Below are 16,777 nucleotides of genomic sequence, written 5' to 3'. Positions count from 1 at the left end.
TCCTCCGGAGGCGTTTTACAGTTTGTCTGTTTTAGCCCACAGGTAATGGTCTGCCAATACCAGCCATGTCATGGCCTCCAGGACTGGAATTGCGCGAGTTACAATACAAGGATCATGACGTCCTTTTTTTGCCACATCCAAAATAGAGCTGGTTGGCTTAAATGAAACTCGTAACAAAATGTCATCTCCCGTAGAAATACCTCCGCGGATTCCCCCGTAAACGTCCTGAGAGCCCTGATGGAACTCAGTTCCCTGAACATCGGCAGAGTCAAAACCCAAACCCAGCTCAAATCCATTCGCAGCACCTACGCTCATGAAAGCCATGGCAAGGTCTGACTTTAACTTATGAAATACAGGCTGACCCAAATGCGCGGGCGGAGCTTGAATCAAAATTTCTGCAATCCCGCCATAGCTGTCGCCGTTTTCTTGAGCTTTCTTTAAAAGCTCGGCGACCTTTTGATCGTCTTTGGAAGGAAAGCGTGCCTGATAAGAATCAACGTCGACGTTGGCAACGTTTTTACGATCGGCATCTGGCAATTGCATAGGACCAATCTGTGAGGCGTAACCAATGACTTTGGTGCTAGCACTGACTTTACTCATCAACATTTTTGCAACGGCGCCTGCCATCACACGGGAAACCGTTTCACGTCCCGAGGAACGGCCGCCACCTCTGTGATCACTGTGACCGAATTTATTTTTCCATACATCATCCGCGTGACCCGCACGTGGAGAGTTTTGAATTTTTGAATAGTCCTGAGAGCGCGCATCTTGATTACGTACGATGATTGCGATGGGAGTGCCCAAAGTTTTGCCCTCAAAGACGCCACTTAAAACTTCTGGAACATCGCTTTCCTGACGGCCGGAAACAATTTGCCTTGATCCATGATGGCCGGGACGACGTCTTTCCAATTCACGAGTCAAAACACCCGCATCGAAATGAACTCCCGCGGGACAGCCATCAATCAAAACGCCCAAGGCCGTCCCATGACTTTCACCAAATGATGACATCGTAAAGCGGGATCCAAATTGATTTGCTGAACTCATGCTTTTTCCTCACACTCTTTCCAGAAAACTCGTTGTAGCTGAGCCTGGGCAATAAACATTTTCAAACCGGATTCATAGTTGGCGCCACAAAGTTGCGCATACTCCCTGCCGACGGAATCTTCTTTGTAATTCAGATCAAAAATCATCGCAGGTTTCCAATCCGTGGGCGGCATATAGGTGTCATCCACACGCGGAGCAGCCCAAACAATCACTTTAGGAACAAAATCAGCAGAGGCTTTGGAACCATCCCGCGGCTCCCCCGTGCGAGCAGAATAGTAGCTTGCATGGGGCAGAACTTTTTCAATCATAGGCAGCGTGCCACCGCCGCCCCACACGACGATTTCTTTTTGCAAAGGTGCAAGCATCCCAACACCTTCAATCAACTCGACAAAACCAGCTTCATCGGTCGAGGTTCCCTGCCACTTCACTTGTTTTTTATTATAATACAATGTGTTCACTGCATTCAGCGTCGGGTGCTGACACCATTTCGCAGCGGGTTCTTTGTGAGGAGCGGTGACAGCGGCGTATTGCAAACCCATCTCTTGCAAGACAGGCATGGCTTGATCCCACTCGTCGCGGGAAATACGAATCGCAAAAACGGGGATATTTCTTTGAGTGAAAAAATCAGAATGTTCTACGGGGGTAAAGCTGTGAACGACAGGGTCACCCAAGACCGCTGCAAAATTTGAAGACTTTGCGGGTGTCATCATCCACTGAAACAAGCTCGGCTGATCGCCCGCACTTCCTTCACCTTCGCGCCAAAAGTTAATCAGCTGCTGTCCTTTTTGACGAAGTCGATACCAAGTCCAGCGACCATCTGTTGATCGTGGAAGAAAGCTGCGCGTGTCCTCTTGTTCTTGTTGCCACTGATGCAAACGGGACAGATCTTTAAAGTTTTCAATCAAGGGAGCAAATTTTAGATAGGCCACTTCGGATTCCAATTTCTGCAAATCCAGGAAGTGCGCGCTTTCGTGTGCGGAAAGAATGATTTTTTCCTTCGGAATGTTTTCTAAAACATCTGTGGGCGCACCCAGCTCTAACGGCCAATCGATCCAAGTCGCTTTATTTAAAATATGCTGTGCCTTTTCAGACTTCCACCAATCGGTGCGATCTTTGGCTGCACGGAAAGAGTATATAAATTTATCCTGCGGGAATTCTGCTATGAATTGCAGGATGTTTTCCTCACTTAAGAAATCATCACGCAATTCAAAATATTCAACTCCACGCCCGGCATAGCGCTCTTTGAGTAAAGGCAGTCTGTGGGATTTTTCAAAAGCTGAAGCAAGCACCGTTACTCCCCCGCCAATATTTTGTAATTGGTGAGAAAGGATTCGGCGCTCAAGATTTAAAACCTGATGGTGATGTTCGAAAATACCTTCAGGCATTAAGTACACTTCGTCGGCGACGGCTTGATAGCGCACTTCACGGGGACTTGCGCGTTTGATGAACTCCTGTAATGGCGTCATGTCGGGATTCAAACGAGGACGATTCAAAAAAATCCGTCCATCCAAGTCCGTCTGTCTTTTGACCCAAAGAACGTGAAGATCATTGGGAATGATGCTGACATCAAAACCCGCGCCTAAAACCAGAAAGATATCCTTATACGGTTTTTGCAAAACCTCTAAGAACATCTGCCTTTCCATTTCACGGAAATAGGCCTCTCCGTGCTCCATGAAAAGTTCACGGATGGTTTTACCGATGCGTTTTTCAATCTCATCATCAAGGTCCAAGTAAGCGACATCTGGGTTTTGCATGGTCAAGTTCATGCGCTTAATAAGTTCGGTTTTGCCAGTGCCACGATGTCCGATGATTAAAGTGATCATGGCTTGATTCCGATCATATCCCAGAATTCCGGGAAACTTTTATTGATCGCTTCAGGATGTTGTATCTGAATTTCATGCCCCATCAACTTCATCAAAACGGCCGCCATCACCATGCGATGATCTTCGTCGGGATTAAAGACAATACCTTTTTTTAAAACCTGATTAGGATTCCCGTGAATGATCATGCCGTCTTCCAGGACTTCGTGCTGAATTCCCAACAGATTAAACAGATCAGCTACCTTGGCAATGCGATTGGATTCTTTCGCCACCAAGTGCGGGGCGCCATGAAGTTTGGAAACGCCCTCAGCAAAACTGCAGACCACGGCAAGCACAGGGAAAAGATCGGGACATTGAAACAAATTCCAATCCACCGCACGAAGGTGTTTGGGTTTATTTATGGTGAGAGTTCTGCCCTCAAGCGCAACTCCCACCCCCATTTTCTTAAAGATATCTACAAAGACTTTGTCAGGTTGCTCGGTTACTTCAGGGAAGTTTTCAATAACAGAAGTTCCCGCCAGGGCGCCGGCTGAAGCCATCGTAAACATCGAGCTCATGTCTGCTTCAACTTCATAGGATAACTTTTCCAGACGCTGTTCCGCAGGCACCAAAAAGCCTGTGGGAGTTTGCTTGATTCGCAAGCCCATCTTTTTAAGCATTTCTAACGTCAGTAAAAAATAACTTTCAGAAACTTTGCTACCGACCAATTCAAAATCCAGATCGAAACTTAAAAGCCAGGAATTAAGGATCAAAGCGGAGGCGTATTGGGAAGACTCGGTCGTGTCGACTTTTATCGGCACTCCTCTAAATTTCTTCCAGCCTTCACTGACGATATGCATTTCATTTTTTTTGATCTGCGCCTGAACACCCAGTTGACGAAGCAGATCAATCAATCCTTTTTGAGGGCGAGACATCAAACGCGGGCTGCCTTTCAGAACATGCACGCCACGAATGCGCGAAGCCCTTAGTGCCATAAAGCGAAAAGTTGTTCCGCCCTCTCCACAATCAATGCGGCTGTTTGCTTTCAGACCCTTAAGGCCTTCACGCATAAAGCGCACATCATCACATCCCGCAAAGCCGTGTAGATCCAAAACCGGGAAATAGCTTTGAACAATCAAAGCACGATTGAAAACAGATTTGGAACTCGGGATGCTTCCTTGAAAGTGGAACTTAGCCATGAAGCTCCTCTTCACGCTGGCGACAGATTTCGATCAGAAGATCATCCACGCCCACTTCTTGAATAACGGTTTTTCCAGGTTTTTGTACGAAAACAAAACGCAAAGTGGCTGCTTTGGTTTTCTTTTTATCGCTTAAAAGCAAACGACGATATTCATTCAGGTCACTGCTTTTAATGGAAATCAAATCATCGCGCAGCGGTGACAATAGGAATCCCATGATGGGTTCTGAATAAATTTTTTCAGCCTCAGAGGCTTTCATGATTTTCTTTTGCACGCTAAAGCGCAAGGCAAAATCCAACCCGTAATTAATAGCAATTCCATGAGGCAATTCGTAATAGCTTTCCAAAACATGACCAACAGTGTGGCCCAGATTCAGAACATGACGGATGCCTTTTTTCTCTTGGGGATCTTTGGCGACAACTTTGTATTTGGCCTTAACAGCCGACTCCAGATGCTTCCACAATGTTTTGGAATTCACCTGGCGTTCTTTGGCCAAAGAGCTCCACAATTTTCCGCCCTCGATCAGGGCGATCTTTACCAGCTCTCCGAAACCTTCATAGGCACGGGCTTCGGGTTGGGACATCAGCACGGAGCGAACCATCAGGATTTGCTCTGCAGGATAGAATGTACCGATTTGATTTTTTGCGCCACCCACATTCAGCGCCGTTTTTCCACCGTGTGCTGAATCAATCGCAGCAAGCCATGTGGAAGGAATATGGATCAAACGCACGCCGCGCTTTAAAACACTTGCCACAAAACCACCAAAGTCCCCGAGGCTGCCACCACCCACGACAACGATCGTAAGTTTTTTCACAGACGTTTGCTCTGTTAATTTGGTGATCGCTTTGATGTGACGAGGGAATTGTTCGATATCTTTTAAATGCTCGCCCGCTTTCACCGCATATTTCAGGGTGATTTGCTGGGACCATTTTTTAAAGACCGGAGATTTTTGCGCAAGGATCTGATCATAAATCAGAAGAAGTTCTTCCCCCAATTTTTTAACTGGAGGAAGTTCATTCGAAAAGACAAGCGTGCTTTGAGATTTCATCAATGCTTACTTTTGCTCTGCGTATTCAGCTTTAGCTTTTGCATAAGAATCAGAAATTGAATCCCAAGCTTTGCTCATGCCATCTTTCATGTGGTTCCATGCTTTGCCGGAGCTCTTTTTAAGTTTGGAAAGATCTTGGGACATGCTTTCTTGTTTTTTCTCAAGAGCGGCAATGTGTTGGTTCATTTCTTTTTTAGCTTCGCCAGTTTTGTCTGCAGCAGCTTTTTTTAGTTCTGCAGTTTCTTTTTTCATTTCAGCAAGTTTTGCTTCCATGTCTTTTTGGAAGGCGTCTTTTTGTTCTTTAGAGTAGTTCGCTGCGGAAGTCGCGGCGTCAGAAGTTTTTTGTTTTACTTCTTCAGCAGTTGTTGCGAAGGCTGGTTGAAATGCAGTCAGAGCGATCAAAAGTGCAAATACGGATTTCATAATGGTCTCCTTAGTTCAAGGAGACCAGTTTACATGCCCTAGAGGCTCCAGTCCACAGGCTCTTTGCCCTTGGACTTCAGATACTCATTCGCTTTTGAGAAGGGCTTTGTTCCAAAAAAGCCGCGATGTGCCGACAGAGGTGAGGGATGAACAGATTCAATAACGAAGTGTTTTTTGCGGTCAACGAAGGCCGCTTTCTTTTGGGCATAGGCGCCCCACAAGATGAAAACAATGTTTTCTTTTTCTTCATTCAATACGTGAATGATCTTGTCTGTGAATTCTTCCCAGCCTTTACCTGCGTGCGCAGCAGCTTTTCCATCCTCGACAGTCAAAACAGCGTTCAGCAAAAGCACTCCATGCTCAGCCCAGTTAATAAGGGAACCACTTTTCGGAATTTCAATTCCCATGTCAGATTTAAGTTCTTTAAAGATGTTTAACAACGAGGGAGGAAAACGTACACCATCACGCACTGAGAAACACAGTCCATGCGCCTGACCCGGCCCGTGATAGGGATCTTGACCGACGATAACGACTTTTACTTTATCAAGCGGTGTCAAATTCAGCGCCGCAAAGTATTCATCACCCTGAGGATAAATTGTTTTTCCAGCCTTGGACTCCTTCTGCAAAAATGCCGTGAGACTTTTCATGGAGTCTTTTTCGAACTCTGCCGCAAGTTTTGCTTTCCAGCTTGGGTGTAATTCAATTTTATGTTTGGTATTAGATAAATTTTCGATTTTGTCGTCCGTCTCAGAATGATACTCGTCAATAGTCCAGTTTCGCGATTCTAATTCAAACCTATTGGTTTTCAAATTATTTTTCATGCCGACGTTAACTTGACCAGACAAATCTAAGCCTCATTGTTAAACTAGTTATAAGGAAAAGGAGGCCCGCCTATGACGAACCTTCCAAACCCCACCATTCAACTTATTGAGGAGAATCCAGAAGTTAAGTCCTTTATCTATCAACAGATAGCGGAATTTGACGGCTTTGTTACTCCTGAAACTGTGGTCACCGTCGTGGCCCGAAATCCGAAGAAACTCGCGCTTCAGTATGAAACGGAAGGCAAGGAATTCAATCGTCGCGATTTGAGCAAGCTCTATCGTATTGCGATTGTTCTATCGGATGGCGAAGCCAAGGTAGAGGCCGAGGGTGTGCATCAAGACATCTATCTCGCGATCAAACTGGCAAAAGACAATCTGATGTTGAAGCTGGTTGAGATTCAAGACTCCGTGGTGAGTCACCAAGATCGCTTGGTGGAGATCAATCACTACCTTCAGCATCCAACGCTGCACTAAAACTAAATTCAAAAATAAAAAAGGCTCCGTGAAGGAGCCTTTTTTATCTGTCGAATTTCTAAATCTTATTTTCCAACTTCGAACGCGAGAGGCAGATACTTGCTGGAGCTTGTCGCCGAAGATGTGTTCGCTGCTTTTCTTGCTGCATCCAACTTCACCAGAGTCCCGATGATGTCTTGCAGCTGATCAAACGGTGCCAGGTTCGGTGGAAGATTTTCTTTCAGCTCCATCGTTAAAACTGGAGTGCTTCTTTCCATCCACATGTAGCGACCAAGACTGCCCGGATAGTTTCCTAAACTTTTCCACGGCAAGTAATCAAACTTTGGCGGTGGAGAAAATTTCGGACCGTCGAAATCCAAAACTTTTAGTGGCGTGTGCACCGACACGATGAAATCAGGTTTGAAATCATCGATGTGATGAAGAGCACATTTCGTTTCAGGCTCGCTGCCGCCTTCTTTGCCTGGAAAACGACGAGGATTTTCACTTGTCGTTTTTTTCCAAGAGGCAATTGCACCGGCATCCCAATCTTTTGTTGGGAAGTTGCGATTCACGTCGATCTTGTTCGCGTTCGTGCGGGTTTTGTATTTCACACCATCAGGATTTAGAACGGGAACGACTCTCCACGTATTCCTTGGAGCAATACTTTCCAAACGTTCCATCCAGTAACGTCCGACTGTTCCCGCATGTGTTTCATCACCATGAATCAGACTGATGACCAAGATGCGTTTTGCACCCGTATCAGTAGCTGTTTTGTCATAGTGATAAATAGGACGGCCCTCAACGCTTACGCATTGCGGATCCATTGTCACTTTGGCACAAGCTTGCTGCAAAAGTTTGTCATCCCACGCGCCTGGGAATTTTTTAAGATCATTCACGCAGGTCTGATCAAGGTTTGTAAACTCCGCATGCGCTGCGGATACCCCTGCGAGTGAACAAATCAAACTTACTATTAGGTAACGAAGTGGCTTCATCATTTCTATCTATTATCCCACGTCTTTAAATTCTCTCAAGATGAGAAAATGCCTTTTTTCGATCCAATCTGAGAATCGCTATAAAACGACTAAAGTCTTATAGCCATTCGTCCGTAATGTAAAAGGTGATGTTTTTAGCACTCATGTTGTAGTTTTAGGAGGAAGGTATGGTTAATAAAGGTGGTTTTAGTTTTGTCGCGATGTTGGTGATAAATCCCGTCGTGATACTCTTCTACCAAAACTGCTCGATGAGCCCAATAAGTCACGCGCAGAATTCTCCTCCTAAAGTGATCGAGCGTAAAGTCGCTTCTGAGGTAAAACCTATCGTCGCTGAGGTAAAAGCGACGTGCGATACCAAGAAAAAAGACTGCCTGACCGTTAAGGAATAGTCCTTCTTCGTAAAAAATGATGTTGTTGTCCAAAGCCCCGGCGCATTAAAACGCTGGGGCTTTTCTTTTTGGGAATTGCGCGGTGCTGAAAACAAAAACTGGACCTTTTTCCTTTTGACTTACATATTATTTACACTGTAAGTTAATATGTAAGTTATGACAAAGAAATTGCCCCTCCCATCACTGACACCTAAAGAAAAATCCGTTCTCGAGTACATCGAGGCGCACATCTTAAGTTCAGGTATTTCTCCGTCATATCAAGAAATTAAGGATCACTTCGGTCTAGCATCGTTCAATTCGGTTCAGAATTATTTGAAGCAATTAACGACTAAGGGGTACATCACGAACCCTGTTAATCAGAAGAGAGCCATCCAAGTGCTTCATTCAGCGTCTGCTGTTCAGGATCACTTGCAAGCAAAAGTCTCGACGACGACGGGATCTCATCGCACTAAGCTCCTCCAGGCTCGTGACGAGATCCTGTCCCTTCCCCTTCTCGGGAAAGTGGCTGCGGGACAACCTATTGAAAACTTCAAACATGATGAGTTCGTAGATGTTCCGCCTTCTATGGTGCGAAATCCTTCCAAGTCTTTCGCTTTGAAAGTACAGGGCGATTCCATGATCGATGACGGAATCTTTGATGAAGACATCATCCTAGTTCAAGAGCAGAAATCTGCCGGCAATGGCGACATCGTCGTTGCAACCGTCGATAACGAAGCGACGGTAAAACGTATTTACCTTCGCGCTCGTCCCGACAGTGGCAACTCGAATAAGCAAGTTGAACTGCGTCCATCCAATTCCACAATGAAATCCATGTGGTTCTCACCTGATCAAGTTGAGATTCGCGGGATTGTCGTGGGTTTGATTCGCAAATTCTAATCTCAAAATCATACGATTAGATTCTTTCAGATGGTCCTGCTTTGTCCTCAGTCTGGTTCCGTGGAGTGGGTCTTGCGTGTCTCCTAAGCTCCTTCCATAATGTTAAGAAACAGCTTAACCGGGACGTTCAATGAAATCAGTGTTTAGCAGCTTGCTAGTGATGGCTATGATGGCCTTTGTTCAACCTTCGATAGCCAAATCCAAAAAGAAATCCGCAAAAAAAGATTCCACCGCAGCATCCGCACCAGCTCCTGAGGCAACGCCAGCACCGTCAGCGACACCTGCTGTGACGCCAACACCCTCTGCGACTGCTGCAGAAACTCCAAAAGCTGAAGCCAAAGAATCTGACGATTACACTCGCCCTGTCTTTTTCGCAGTCGAAGAACCGGATGTGAAAGTAAAAAATCCAACCGTGTCCTATGATTTGAAATCTGATAAAGGTCGCTCTTTAAAAATTGCAGACTTTGTTTTCAATAACGATTCCCTGCGCGCTTCGATCGAAGAAAAAAATCTGCGCATCACTTGGGACACGATGATTATACCAACGGGTGATCTTTCGATCATCGATAGTTATGGTAAAGAATTATGGAAAGTCACACTGGATAAATCCGGCGATTGGAAATTCTCTGACTTTAAAAGTGAAAAAGCACCCAAGTGGCAATCAGGTAATCACTTCCGCTTCTGCCTAAGATCTGAAAGCGGCAAAGGCTTCACTGCGATGTGCACACAAAACTATGGTGTCGAGATCAAAGACGACTTGATCACCCTTGATTACACGAAATCTGAAACTGCTCCCCGTGTAATTGCCCTGAACGAAGAACGTAAAAATATGAAAGACGATATCGAAGTTGCAGTGGGAGCTCCCGTTGGGTTCTTGGCGACTTTGAAATCAGGCGCGACGTATGAATTCATGTCAGAGCCGATCGCCTTGGATCTGAAGGACTTTATCGAGAGCGAACAAAAAGGAAATGTGACGTTCAAAGGTGCATTGCCTGCTCCGATTGGCGACACGAAAATTATTCCAGGAATTGAATACGGTTCTGTGACCAAGGCTTTTGGATTTCAAAAATCAATCGCGGAACCCATCGACCTTTGGCAAATTGATGTGCCATTAAAAAATTCTCGCCTGCATTTCCACGGAAAATACGGCGGAGTATTTACTTATAATCTGGAAATCAAAAACTATCCGAAAATTAAGGATCGCTTGTTCCTTCACAAAAATGCCTTGAAGGGAACTTACAATTCCAAAGATCAAGTCAAAGTGAAAGTGGACAAAGACTCTAAGGTTGAAGGCTTAGTCCCTGTGAACGAGAAAGACAAAGACTCTGACTTAAGAATTTGGAAATTTGAAACCGGCGAAAAATATGCGCTGAACAAACCACAGTTGCTTTTGACTGAAGGCGAAGCTGGAAAAAGCGAACCGCACAAAGCCTATATCGAAATCTATCGTGGCGGGTCTGGCGAGGCGAGCTTGCGCCTCAGCGGTATTTCCACGACAGCGGGCGGCTCAACCTTTATTGGTGAGGCCCACTTGCAGTATTGGTTTAATGACCTTTTCGGCTGGCAGAATAATTACCTCTCGAAACAACGCTGGGGTGTTTCTGCGAAATACTTTACGACGTTAGCTGACGTTGATGCCCAAAGAGAAAATGGCGGCACTGAAAAAGTGAGCCTGTCTTCCACAGAGGTCGATTTGCGCTATCGTTTTGCACAAGGTTTGTGGGAGCGCGATGAAACTGTCGGCGCGATCGCAGCCTATGAAGCTCTTTCCGTAGGTGAACAAAAAGCGAATAAGATCGGGGTCGGTCTGTTCTGGGCTCGTTCGATGCCAAAAACATTTGATAACTGGTTAAACAAACTGTCTTTCTTAAACCATCCAAAATACGTAGACATGGAATTCATCCAATTCGTTAGTTCCACTGACAGCGGCACGAAAATGGGGAATGACTTCTTGTTGAACTTCCATGGAAAAATCCTGTTCACGAATACATTCTTTGGAGAGCTGGGTTTCGGTTTGAAAAAGTATGACTTCACGAAAGCTGACGACTCCGGAGCGAGCCTTTCCAGCTTCTACGGCACGATCGGCGCCGGTGTTGATTTCTAATAGATCACAGACAATTTAAGAAAAAAAAGGGAGCTTCTGGGCTCCCTTTTTTTTCTTTGTATCTGCTCCACTCGCCACGCTGTTCACAATTAATTCCCATAAAGAGAACAACACTTCGATTTTGCAATGCTCCCAAATTGACTGACTCCAAAATCGACAGCAAATTTGTCGCATGTCTGAAAAAGAAAAAACTCCAGCTAAATATGCCGAAGTTGCCGAATTTCTGAATTCTATCTTAAATACCAAACGCGCCAAGAATCCTAAGTATTCCATGCGTGCCTTTGCGAGGGATTTAAAAACCTCACCCGGCCGCATCTCCGCGATTCTGGCGGGACATGCGTTGCCCGGCAAAATCGTCAGAAAAAGAATTTTGTCGGTTTTAGACCTCACTCCAGAAAAAGCTTCCAAACTGGAATTTCTGATCGGCAAATCTTTGTTTGAAAGAAAAGCTCTTGATGGGATTTTCCAAATGACGGAAGAAGTTCAAACCTTTCTTCCTGAGTGGCATCATTTTGCGATCTTGAATCTACTGGAAAACTCAGATTTTAAAAACGATGCTAACTGGATTTCTAAACGTCTGCACCTTAGTGAGTCAGTGGTGATCGAGTCCATCAAAAAACTTATTCTGGTGGGGCTTGCAAAAGAGGAAGATGGAAAGCTTGTCCCTACTCACGCCAACATTACTTCCACACATGATATCCCTTCGCACGCTTTAAGAAACTATCATCGTCAGATGATTACGAAATCTTTGGAATCATTGGACAGTGTTCCGCTGGAAGTGCGTGATGTGTCGGCATTAATTGTGGCCACCAATCCTCGCCAACTTTATAAAGCGAAACTTCTAACCAAACAATACCGCCAAGACTTGATCAAATTACTGGAAGAAGGCGAGAAAACTGAAGTGTACAGCGTCTGCATCCAGATCAATCCAGTCACGAAAGCAATTGCCACGGCATAAGGATTTTTATGAAAAAACTGCTTCTATTATCCTCTATCTTATTCGCCCAGGCATCCTGGGGCACGGCTACTGAATTCGGGAATGGCGGCAACGCTGTCATCTGCCCAAAGGAAAACGGCAAATCCGTTTCTGCTTACGACGCCACTGAAGCCGTTTTAAGATATGATTTTCAGCCTTTCTATGCGCCATCCGAAAATTCACAATGCTATACTCTGAAAAACGGTCGCAAAGCTTGTAACACTGGAACTGAAATCGCACGTGATGTCTTGACTCGTCTGGCAGTTTTAGATCTCGATTTAATGAGCGATCTTAACGAGAAGCTTGACAACTTTTGGTCGGAAACAACCTTAATTCATGCAGAATTAAATCCAGTGAACGACCAAGGACTTAGCTTTATTCCAGATGGTTGCTCGGTGAAACAATTGGCCATTCAACAAGAGCCAATTTTCGCTGAAGATAGTCGATATTTTATTTCCGCTCCCCTGTGGAACCTGATGCCCGAACACGACCGAGCCGTCTTGATACTTCATGAAATCATCTATCGCTACGCTTTAGAGCACAGTGCCTCCACCAAGAACTCTGTGCCCGTCAGGTATTTCAATGCCCTTTTGATTTCCGATAGATTTCGAAATTTCTCCGTGGAAAAATATAGGGAAATTTACTTCCAAGTGTTCCGAATCAATCAGGAACCCGAACCTTAAAAAAATATACTGTTCAGTTTTTCCCGAGGGAAACGATCACGTTTCCCTTTTTTTATGTGCATTTTGTGATAGTGAACGAACTCTGTTGAGACGGACTTCACTTTTCCTCCTCCCTTCCGAATTTAGTACGGAATAATTAACCAATGGGGAGGAACCATGTTTATAAAATCAATTCTTGGAATGTTGATCGCCGCAAATATCGCTGGCGCTGCAACTTCCAAAGTAGACGATTCTGATAAGGGGTGGACCTGGTATCGCATCGGCTCTTACGCAGATGATGATGCCTATAAGCTGATTGCTCACGGGACTCATAATCGCAACGGTTATGGCCAATACACTTTCAGCGGCACCGGAGTTGCCGTGTATGGCTGGCAAGGACCAGATGGTGGGCAGCTGGAATTTATAGTGGATGGTGTATCCCGCAAAACCGTCAGCGTTGCAAGTTCCGTTGAGCGCTATAACTTTAAAATGTTTGAAATCGCGAACCTTCCCAAAGGCAGCCACACGCTGCGTATCGTTTCAAAGAATACCAAATGGGTCATGATCGATTATCTGGTGATCGAGGACGGTGTCACGACGACTCCTACTCCAACACCATCGCCGACCGTATCCCCATCTCCGTCGCCAACAGTGAGCCCTTCACCAACGGCGACACCGCAAGATCCAACACGCTATACGGATGAACGCGAATTGGTCGTTCGTACAATTGCAAACTTCTCCAAAGCTGATGACGTGGTAAAATTCCTGGATATGGCTAAACGAAACAACTTCAACATTGTCTCTGTTTCCATCAAACAGGATGAGGATGAAAGTGTGCCGTCAGGGACTGTTTTCTATCCAAGTAAAATCGCGCCTGTCGCAGCAGTTTATAAAAGCTTTGATGTCATCGGCACGATCATCACTGAAGCTGCAAAACGTGGTATTCGCGTGAAAGCCTGGATCCCACAATTCCATGATCAGGTCGCCGCTCGCAAGAACGCTGACTGGGCTATGAAAGCTTTGGTCAATGGAAAAATCGTTCCGTTCCAAGGTAGCAATCCCGACAGCCCAGAATATTTTGTGAATCCTATCAATCCCGAAGTTCAGGATTACGAAATCTCGATCATCAAAGAATTCCTCTCCATGTACAAAGTGGATTCAGTGGCTATCGACTGGTTGCGCTTCGATAACTGGAATATGGATATGAGCGATAAAACAAGAAGCGATTTCCAAGCGATCTATGGATATGATCCTGCGACAATCAACTTCGCACAAAGCTCAACCAAACGAACTCAGTGGAATGAATGGCGCATGCAAAAAGTAGCGGACTATGCCGGTCGAGTAAAAGCCGCCGTCCAATCCGTACAAAACGTGCCGTTGGGATCTTATACTCTGCCACCAGAATTCATCGAGTGTGCCCAAAGCGCAAAACGCTTAGCACAGCATTTGGATTTCTTTAGTCCAATGGCGTACTACGACGACTGGGGCTACCAATTAAATTGGGTCTACGACAGCGTAATAGCTGACCTAGTATCCGAAGTAGGCATGACGAAAAAAATCATCCCAGCCTACAACTACTATTGGTCAGTAAGCGAGTTCCAACAAATCTATAAAACCCTAAACTCCCGCTATCCACAGATCCGAGGAGGCTCCTTCTTCAAATACGGAAAATGGGCCGAATCCGACATGACCACCGCCGACCAAGGCAGCAAAAAATAAAACAAAAAAGGAGTAGGTCCCCCTACTCCCAAGTGAGAAAAAAAAAGCCAGACACCGTCTGGCTTTTTTTTCAAGCGCTCCCCAAGCCCGTCCCCCGAACCCGCGCCCGCGCCCTCGAAGGAGGGCTCGTCAAAACGGTCCAAGCGCAAGGCGGAGGATCGCCGCTGCCACGTAGGCGTACTCCAAGTACGCCGGAGAGCAAGCGGTGGTCCGACAACGCAGTCGATTGGGCCGTTTTCACGAGCCCATAAAATACGAAGAGGAATTAGACTCCGTCCAATTCCTCTTCAATCCCCTCGAGACACGACAACTCCGACACAGTCAAAGCTGTCTTAATATTTAATTTTGTAGCTCTTGCTAATCCGTTAGCCGCGAGCGTAGCGTTTGTTCACTGACTCGCGAATTTCAGCACCTTCGATGCTTAGACGAGTCCAAGGAATTGCGCGCAGACGTTCTGGCTCAATTTCCTCTTCAGTTTCTTCGCAGAAACCGAAAGAACCGTTTTCGATACGTGCCAGAGCCGATTCGATTTCCATAAGCTGTGAACGAAGTCTTTCGTGCATGCTTAGGAATTCTTGTTCAGCAAGAACGCGAACTGTTTGATCGCCTTCGTCGCCGCCCTTTTCCTCGTTCTGGTCCAAATTCAATCGTGCTTCCTTCACTCTATTGAGGATATCTTGCTTCGATTGCAAAAGTCTTTGTCTGCATTCGCCGACCAACTTTTCAGAGATAGCCATACTGCCCCCCTCGTTCCTTCGAGCTTGAGTGCCAATTTGGAACTGAACTATTAAGTTCCAGCCCTGTATTTTTTGCAAGCATAAAATCTTACATCACCTTACAGCTTTCCAAGTCATTGATAATACTAATATTTCAATGTTTGTGGACAATGATGCGACTATGCTAAATACCCGAAAAATCGGGCCTTATGACATCTTCTTTCACATCCTGCAGGGCGTTAATATTATACACCCGGGGGAGTATAAAGAAAACAGACGGGCCCTTAGAAGCTAGTTAATCTCAGATTAGGACAAACGAAGGTAAACAGACAGATAAACAAAAGGCGACCTACTAGACTTCGGTCGCCTTCAGAACCCCTTTATAGGCAATCTCCCCCGAGACTGCTTACAGACACTCGGCTACGCGAGTAAGGAGGTCGCTAGTTGCCTCTTGAAGCTTATCAGACATGCGCTTGCCTTGAACCCCGCGCGTGCGGAAAGCTTTCGCAGAGGCTTTCATTTCTTTAGTTATAGACTTCTTGGAAGTCTCGCCAGAAGCCACTACCAGATTGTCAGAGTACTCTTCCAAAGTGGAAGCAAACGTCTCATGGTTGCTGACCAGGCTATTCATGATTTGGGATTGAGCGTCTCTCATGGACTGAAGCTCTGCTTTCAGAGCTTTACAGTTATCGGTGGAAGCAGATGCCGCTGTCGTCGCAATAAGAATCGTGCAGGCTAAAATCAGTGCTTTCATGGAGAGACCTTTCGTTCAGATAGGTCTTTTCTAAGCAATCCCCCTGCCACCCCCTACTCGATTTTATAGCGGGAAGAGGTGACATTTCAGGCTAGGATTTGAGAATTTTTTCAAACTCGTCTTTTGTGTCGCCAGCTGTGTAAGGGGCTAACAAACGCGTCACATGGCGCTTACCGCGCTCGATGGTACGACGGCCCGGCTGGCGTTCCGCAGACTCAAAGAACTGCAGGAATGTCGTGGACATTGCCAGCAAAGATTCCGCTACGTATTGCATCTCGTGAACGTCATCAATCTTCACCATTTTGCCTTCACGCACCCACTGACGGTACAAGATCACCATCAGCTTCATCATTTTTTGAATGTGCGTGCGCCACATCTTAGCAAGCTCGACGTCCTTACGACGGAGAGCATACATTTCGCGGTGAAAGAAACGATAGCGCCAGTAAAGATCGAAATTATCGTTGATGAATTCTTGTGGACTGACTTTTTTTACGCGACGAGGACGCCATACATCGTATGTTTCCTTAGCCATGCGTTTGAACAACTCAACCAGGATTTCTTCTTTGTTGTCATAGTGGAAATAGAGGTTTCCCGGGCTGATATCCATCGCCTTTGCGATGTGATTCGTTGTCACGGCGACAACGCCACTGCGATTAAAGAGATCGATGGATGTGAGAAGGATGCGTTCTTTAGTCTTCATGGTATTAAGTCTTTAGTCCAATTTAACAAGGGAGTCACGTCGTAAACCCTTAAAAGTCGCACTCTGAGCCAGTTTGCCGTGACTTCTTTCGAGAATGGCCTT

The 16,777-nt window shown here is 45.7% G+C and carries 17 protein-coding genes; 7 read left to right on the top strand and 10 right to left on the bottom strand.

All coding sequences use genetic code 11. The features are described from left to right. Window positions 1-15: 15 nt before the first annotated feature. From aroC to ung, 6 genes are read right to left on the bottom strand one after another with little or no spacing between them, the layout of a single operon-like run. Window positions 16-1,044: a chorismate synthase gene (aroC, locus tag ACLSU7_RS13960; RefSeq protein ID WP_413292506.1), complete on the bottom strand. Its 1,029-nt coding sequence runs from the start codon at window positions 1,042-1,044 to the stop codon at window positions 16-18. Further along, window positions 1,041-2,867 (bottom strand): shikimate kinase, encoded by a 1,827-nt coding sequence (locus ACLSU7_RS13955; RefSeq protein ID WP_413292504.1) that lies wholly within the window; start codon window positions 2,865-2,867, stop codon window positions 1,041-1,043. The genes aroC and ACLSU7_RS13955 overlap by 4 nt, the downstream gene beginning before the upstream one ends. Next, window positions 2,864-4,042 (bottom strand): 3-phosphoshikimate 1-carboxyvinyltransferase, encoded by a 1,179-nt coding sequence (locus ACLSU7_RS13950; RefSeq protein ID WP_413292503.1) that lies wholly within the window; start codon window positions 4,040-4,042, stop codon window positions 2,864-2,866. The genes ACLSU7_RS13955 and ACLSU7_RS13950 overlap by 4 nt, the downstream gene beginning before the upstream one ends. After that, window positions 4,035-5,090 carry a hypothetical protein gene (locus ACLSU7_RS13945; protein ID WP_413292502.1) on the bottom strand — a complete coding sequence of 352 codons (1,056 nt, stop codon included), beginning with the start codon at window positions 5,088-5,090 and terminating at the stop codon, window positions 4,035-4,037. Before ACLSU7_RS13945 ends, ACLSU7_RS13950 begins: the two co-directional genes overlap by 8 nt. Window positions 5,091-5,096: 6 nt before the next feature. Beyond that, a complete protein-coding gene (locus tag ACLSU7_RS13940) occupies window positions 5,097-5,513 on the bottom strand; it encodes a hypothetical protein (protein ID WP_413292501.1) in 417 nt (138 codons plus the stop codon). Window positions 5,514-5,551: 38 nt separating this feature from the next. Continuing rightward, window positions 5,552-6,358: a uracil-DNA glycosylase gene (gene ung, locus ACLSU7_RS13935; protein WP_413292500.1), complete on the bottom strand. Its 807-nt coding sequence runs from the start codon at window positions 6,356-6,358 to the stop codon at window positions 5,552-5,554. 48 nt (window positions 6,359-6,406) lie between these two features. On the opposite strand from ung, the gene ACLSU7_RS13930 reads away from it, so the two are divergent. Next, on the top strand, window positions 6,407-6,808 hold the full coding sequence (locus ACLSU7_RS13930) for a hypothetical protein (protein WP_413292499.1): 402 nt from the start codon (window positions 6,407-6,409) through the stop codon (window positions 6,806-6,808). A gap of 65 nt (window positions 6,809-6,873) precedes the next feature. Here ACLSU7_RS13930 and ACLSU7_RS13925 read toward each other — a convergent pair whose 3' ends face one another. Continuing rightward, complete coding sequence (locus ACLSU7_RS13925; RefSeq protein WP_413292498.1) at window positions 6,874-7,782, bottom strand: DUF2817 domain-containing protein; 909 nt, start codon at window positions 7,780-7,782, stop codon at window positions 6,874-6,876. A gap of 164 nt (window positions 7,783-7,946) precedes the next feature. Here ACLSU7_RS13925 and ACLSU7_RS13920 point away from each other — a divergent pair, with 164 nt between their 5' ends. From ACLSU7_RS13920 to ACLSU7_RS13895, 6 genes are all read left to right on the top strand, one after another. After that, window positions 7,947-8,168 carry a hypothetical protein gene (locus tag ACLSU7_RS13920; RefSeq protein ID WP_413292497.1) on the top strand — a complete coding sequence of 74 codons (222 nt, stop codon included), beginning with the start codon at window positions 7,947-7,949 and terminating at the stop codon, window positions 8,166-8,168. Between the two features lie 156 nt (window positions 8,169-8,324). Continuing rightward, on the top strand, window positions 8,325-9,044 hold the full coding sequence (lexA, locus tag ACLSU7_RS13915; protein ID WP_413292496.1) for a transcriptional repressor LexA: 720 nt from the start codon (window positions 8,325-8,327) through the stop codon (window positions 9,042-9,044). 130 nt (window positions 9,045-9,174) lie between these two features. Continuing rightward, a complete protein-coding gene (locus ACLSU7_RS13910) occupies window positions 9,175-11,148 on the top strand; it encodes a hypothetical protein (protein WP_413292495.1) in 1,974 nt (657 codons plus the stop codon). A gap of 172 nt (window positions 11,149-11,320) precedes the next feature. Next, window positions 11,321-12,106, top strand: a complete 786-nt coding sequence (locus tag ACLSU7_RS13905) for a DUF4423 domain-containing protein (protein ID WP_413292494.1) — start codon at window positions 11,321-11,323, stop codon at window positions 12,104-12,106. 8 nt (window positions 12,107-12,114) lie between these two features. Continuing rightward, on the top strand, window positions 12,115-12,807 hold the full coding sequence (locus ACLSU7_RS13900) for a hypothetical protein (protein ID WP_413292493.1): 693 nt from the start codon (window positions 12,115-12,117) through the stop codon (window positions 12,805-12,807). A 156-nt stretch (window positions 12,808-12,963) separates the two neighbouring features. After that, the gene (locus ACLSU7_RS13895; RefSeq protein ID WP_413292492.1) at window positions 12,964-14,505 is read left to right on the top strand and encodes a putative glycoside hydrolase; all 1,542 of its coding nucleotides are present in this window, start codon (window positions 12,964-12,966) and stop codon (window positions 14,503-14,505) included. Between the two features lie 365 nt (window positions 14,506-14,870). Here ACLSU7_RS13895 and ACLSU7_RS13890 read toward each other — a convergent pair whose 3' ends face one another. From ACLSU7_RS13890 to ACLSU7_RS13880, 3 genes are all read right to left on the bottom strand, one after another. Beyond that, window positions 14,871-15,242, bottom strand: a complete 372-nt coding sequence (locus ACLSU7_RS13890; RefSeq protein ID WP_088615720.1) for a TraR/DksA family transcriptional regulator — start codon at window positions 15,240-15,242, stop codon at window positions 14,871-14,873. A 385-nt stretch (window positions 15,243-15,627) separates the two neighbouring features. After that, on the bottom strand, window positions 15,628-15,975 hold the full coding sequence (locus ACLSU7_RS13885) for a hypothetical protein (RefSeq protein WP_413292491.1): 348 nt from the start codon (window positions 15,973-15,975) through the stop codon (window positions 15,628-15,630). Window positions 15,976-16,066: 91 nt separating this feature from the next. Then, a complete protein-coding gene (locus ACLSU7_RS13880; protein ID WP_181605370.1) occupies window positions 16,067-16,675 on the bottom strand; it encodes a TetR/AcrR family transcriptional regulator in 609 nt (202 codons plus the stop codon). Window positions 16,676-16,777: the final 102 nt, after the last annotated feature.

It is taken from the genome of Bdellovibrio sp. HCB185ZH (genome assembly GCF_047302455.1).
GTDB lineage: Bacteria > Bdellovibrionota > Bdellovibrionia > Bdellovibrionales > Bdellovibrionaceae > Bdellovibrio.
This window is presented reverse-complemented; position numbering and strand designations above follow the sequence as displayed.

Bases quoted from the DNA above. Each gene is read 5' to 3' on its own strand.
- lexA (WP_413292496.1), top strand. From the start codon at position 8,325: ATGACAAAGAAATTGCCCCTCCCATCACTGACACCTAAAGAAAAATCC.
- aroC (WP_413292506.1), bottom strand. From the start codon at position 1,044: ATGAGTTCAGCAAATCAATTTGGATCCCGCTTTACGATGTCATCATTT.
- ACLSU7_RS13950 (WP_413292503.1), bottom strand. From the start codon at position 4,042: ATGGCTAAGTTCCACTTTCAAGGAAGCATCCCGAGTTCCAAATCTGTT.
- ACLSU7_RS13895 (WP_413292492.1), top strand. From the start codon at position 12,964: ATGTTTATAAAATCAATTCTTGGAATGTTGATCGCCGCAAATATCGCT.
- ACLSU7_RS13955 (WP_413292504.1), bottom strand. From the start codon at position 2,867: ATGATCACTTTAATCATCGGACATCGTGGCACTGGCAAAACCGAACTT.
- ACLSU7_RS13905 (WP_413292494.1), top strand. From the start codon at position 11,321: ATGTCTGAAAAAGAAAAAACTCCAGCTAAATATGCCGAAGTTGCCGAA.
- ACLSU7_RS13885 (WP_413292491.1), bottom strand. From the start codon at position 15,975: ATGAAAGCACTGATTTTAGCCTGCACGATTCTTATTGCGACGACAGCG.
- ACLSU7_RS13900 (WP_413292493.1), top strand. From the start codon at position 12,115: ATGAAAAAACTGCTTCTATTATCCTCTATCTTATTCGCCCAGGCATCC.
- ACLSU7_RS13945 (WP_413292502.1), bottom strand. From the start codon at position 5,090: ATGAAATCTCAAAGCACGCTTGTCTTTTCGAATGAACTTCCTCCAGTT.
- ACLSU7_RS13940 (WP_413292501.1), bottom strand. From the start codon at position 5,513: ATGAAATCCGTATTTGCACTTTTGATCGCTCTGACTGCATTTCAACCA.
- ACLSU7_RS13880 (WP_181605370.1), bottom strand. From the start codon at position 16,675: ATGAAGACTAAAGAACGCATCCTTCTCACATCCATCGATCTCTTTAAT.
- ACLSU7_RS13890 (WP_088615720.1), bottom strand. From the start codon at position 15,242: ATGGCTATCTCTGAAAAGTTGGTCGGCGAATGCAGACAAAGACTTTTG.
- ACLSU7_RS13920 (WP_413292497.1), top strand. From the start codon at position 7,947: ATGGTTAATAAAGGTGGTTTTAGTTTTGTCGCGATGTTGGTGATAAAT.
- ACLSU7_RS13910 (WP_413292495.1), top strand. From the start codon at position 9,175: ATGAAATCAGTGTTTAGCAGCTTGCTAGTGATGGCTATGATGGCCTTT.
- ACLSU7_RS13925 (WP_413292498.1), bottom strand. From the start codon at position 7,782: ATGATGAAGCCACTTCGTTACCTAATAGTAAGTTTGATTTGTTCACTC.
- ACLSU7_RS13930 (WP_413292499.1), top strand. From the start codon at position 6,407: ATGACGAACCTTCCAAACCCCACCATTCAACTTATTGAGGAGAATCCA.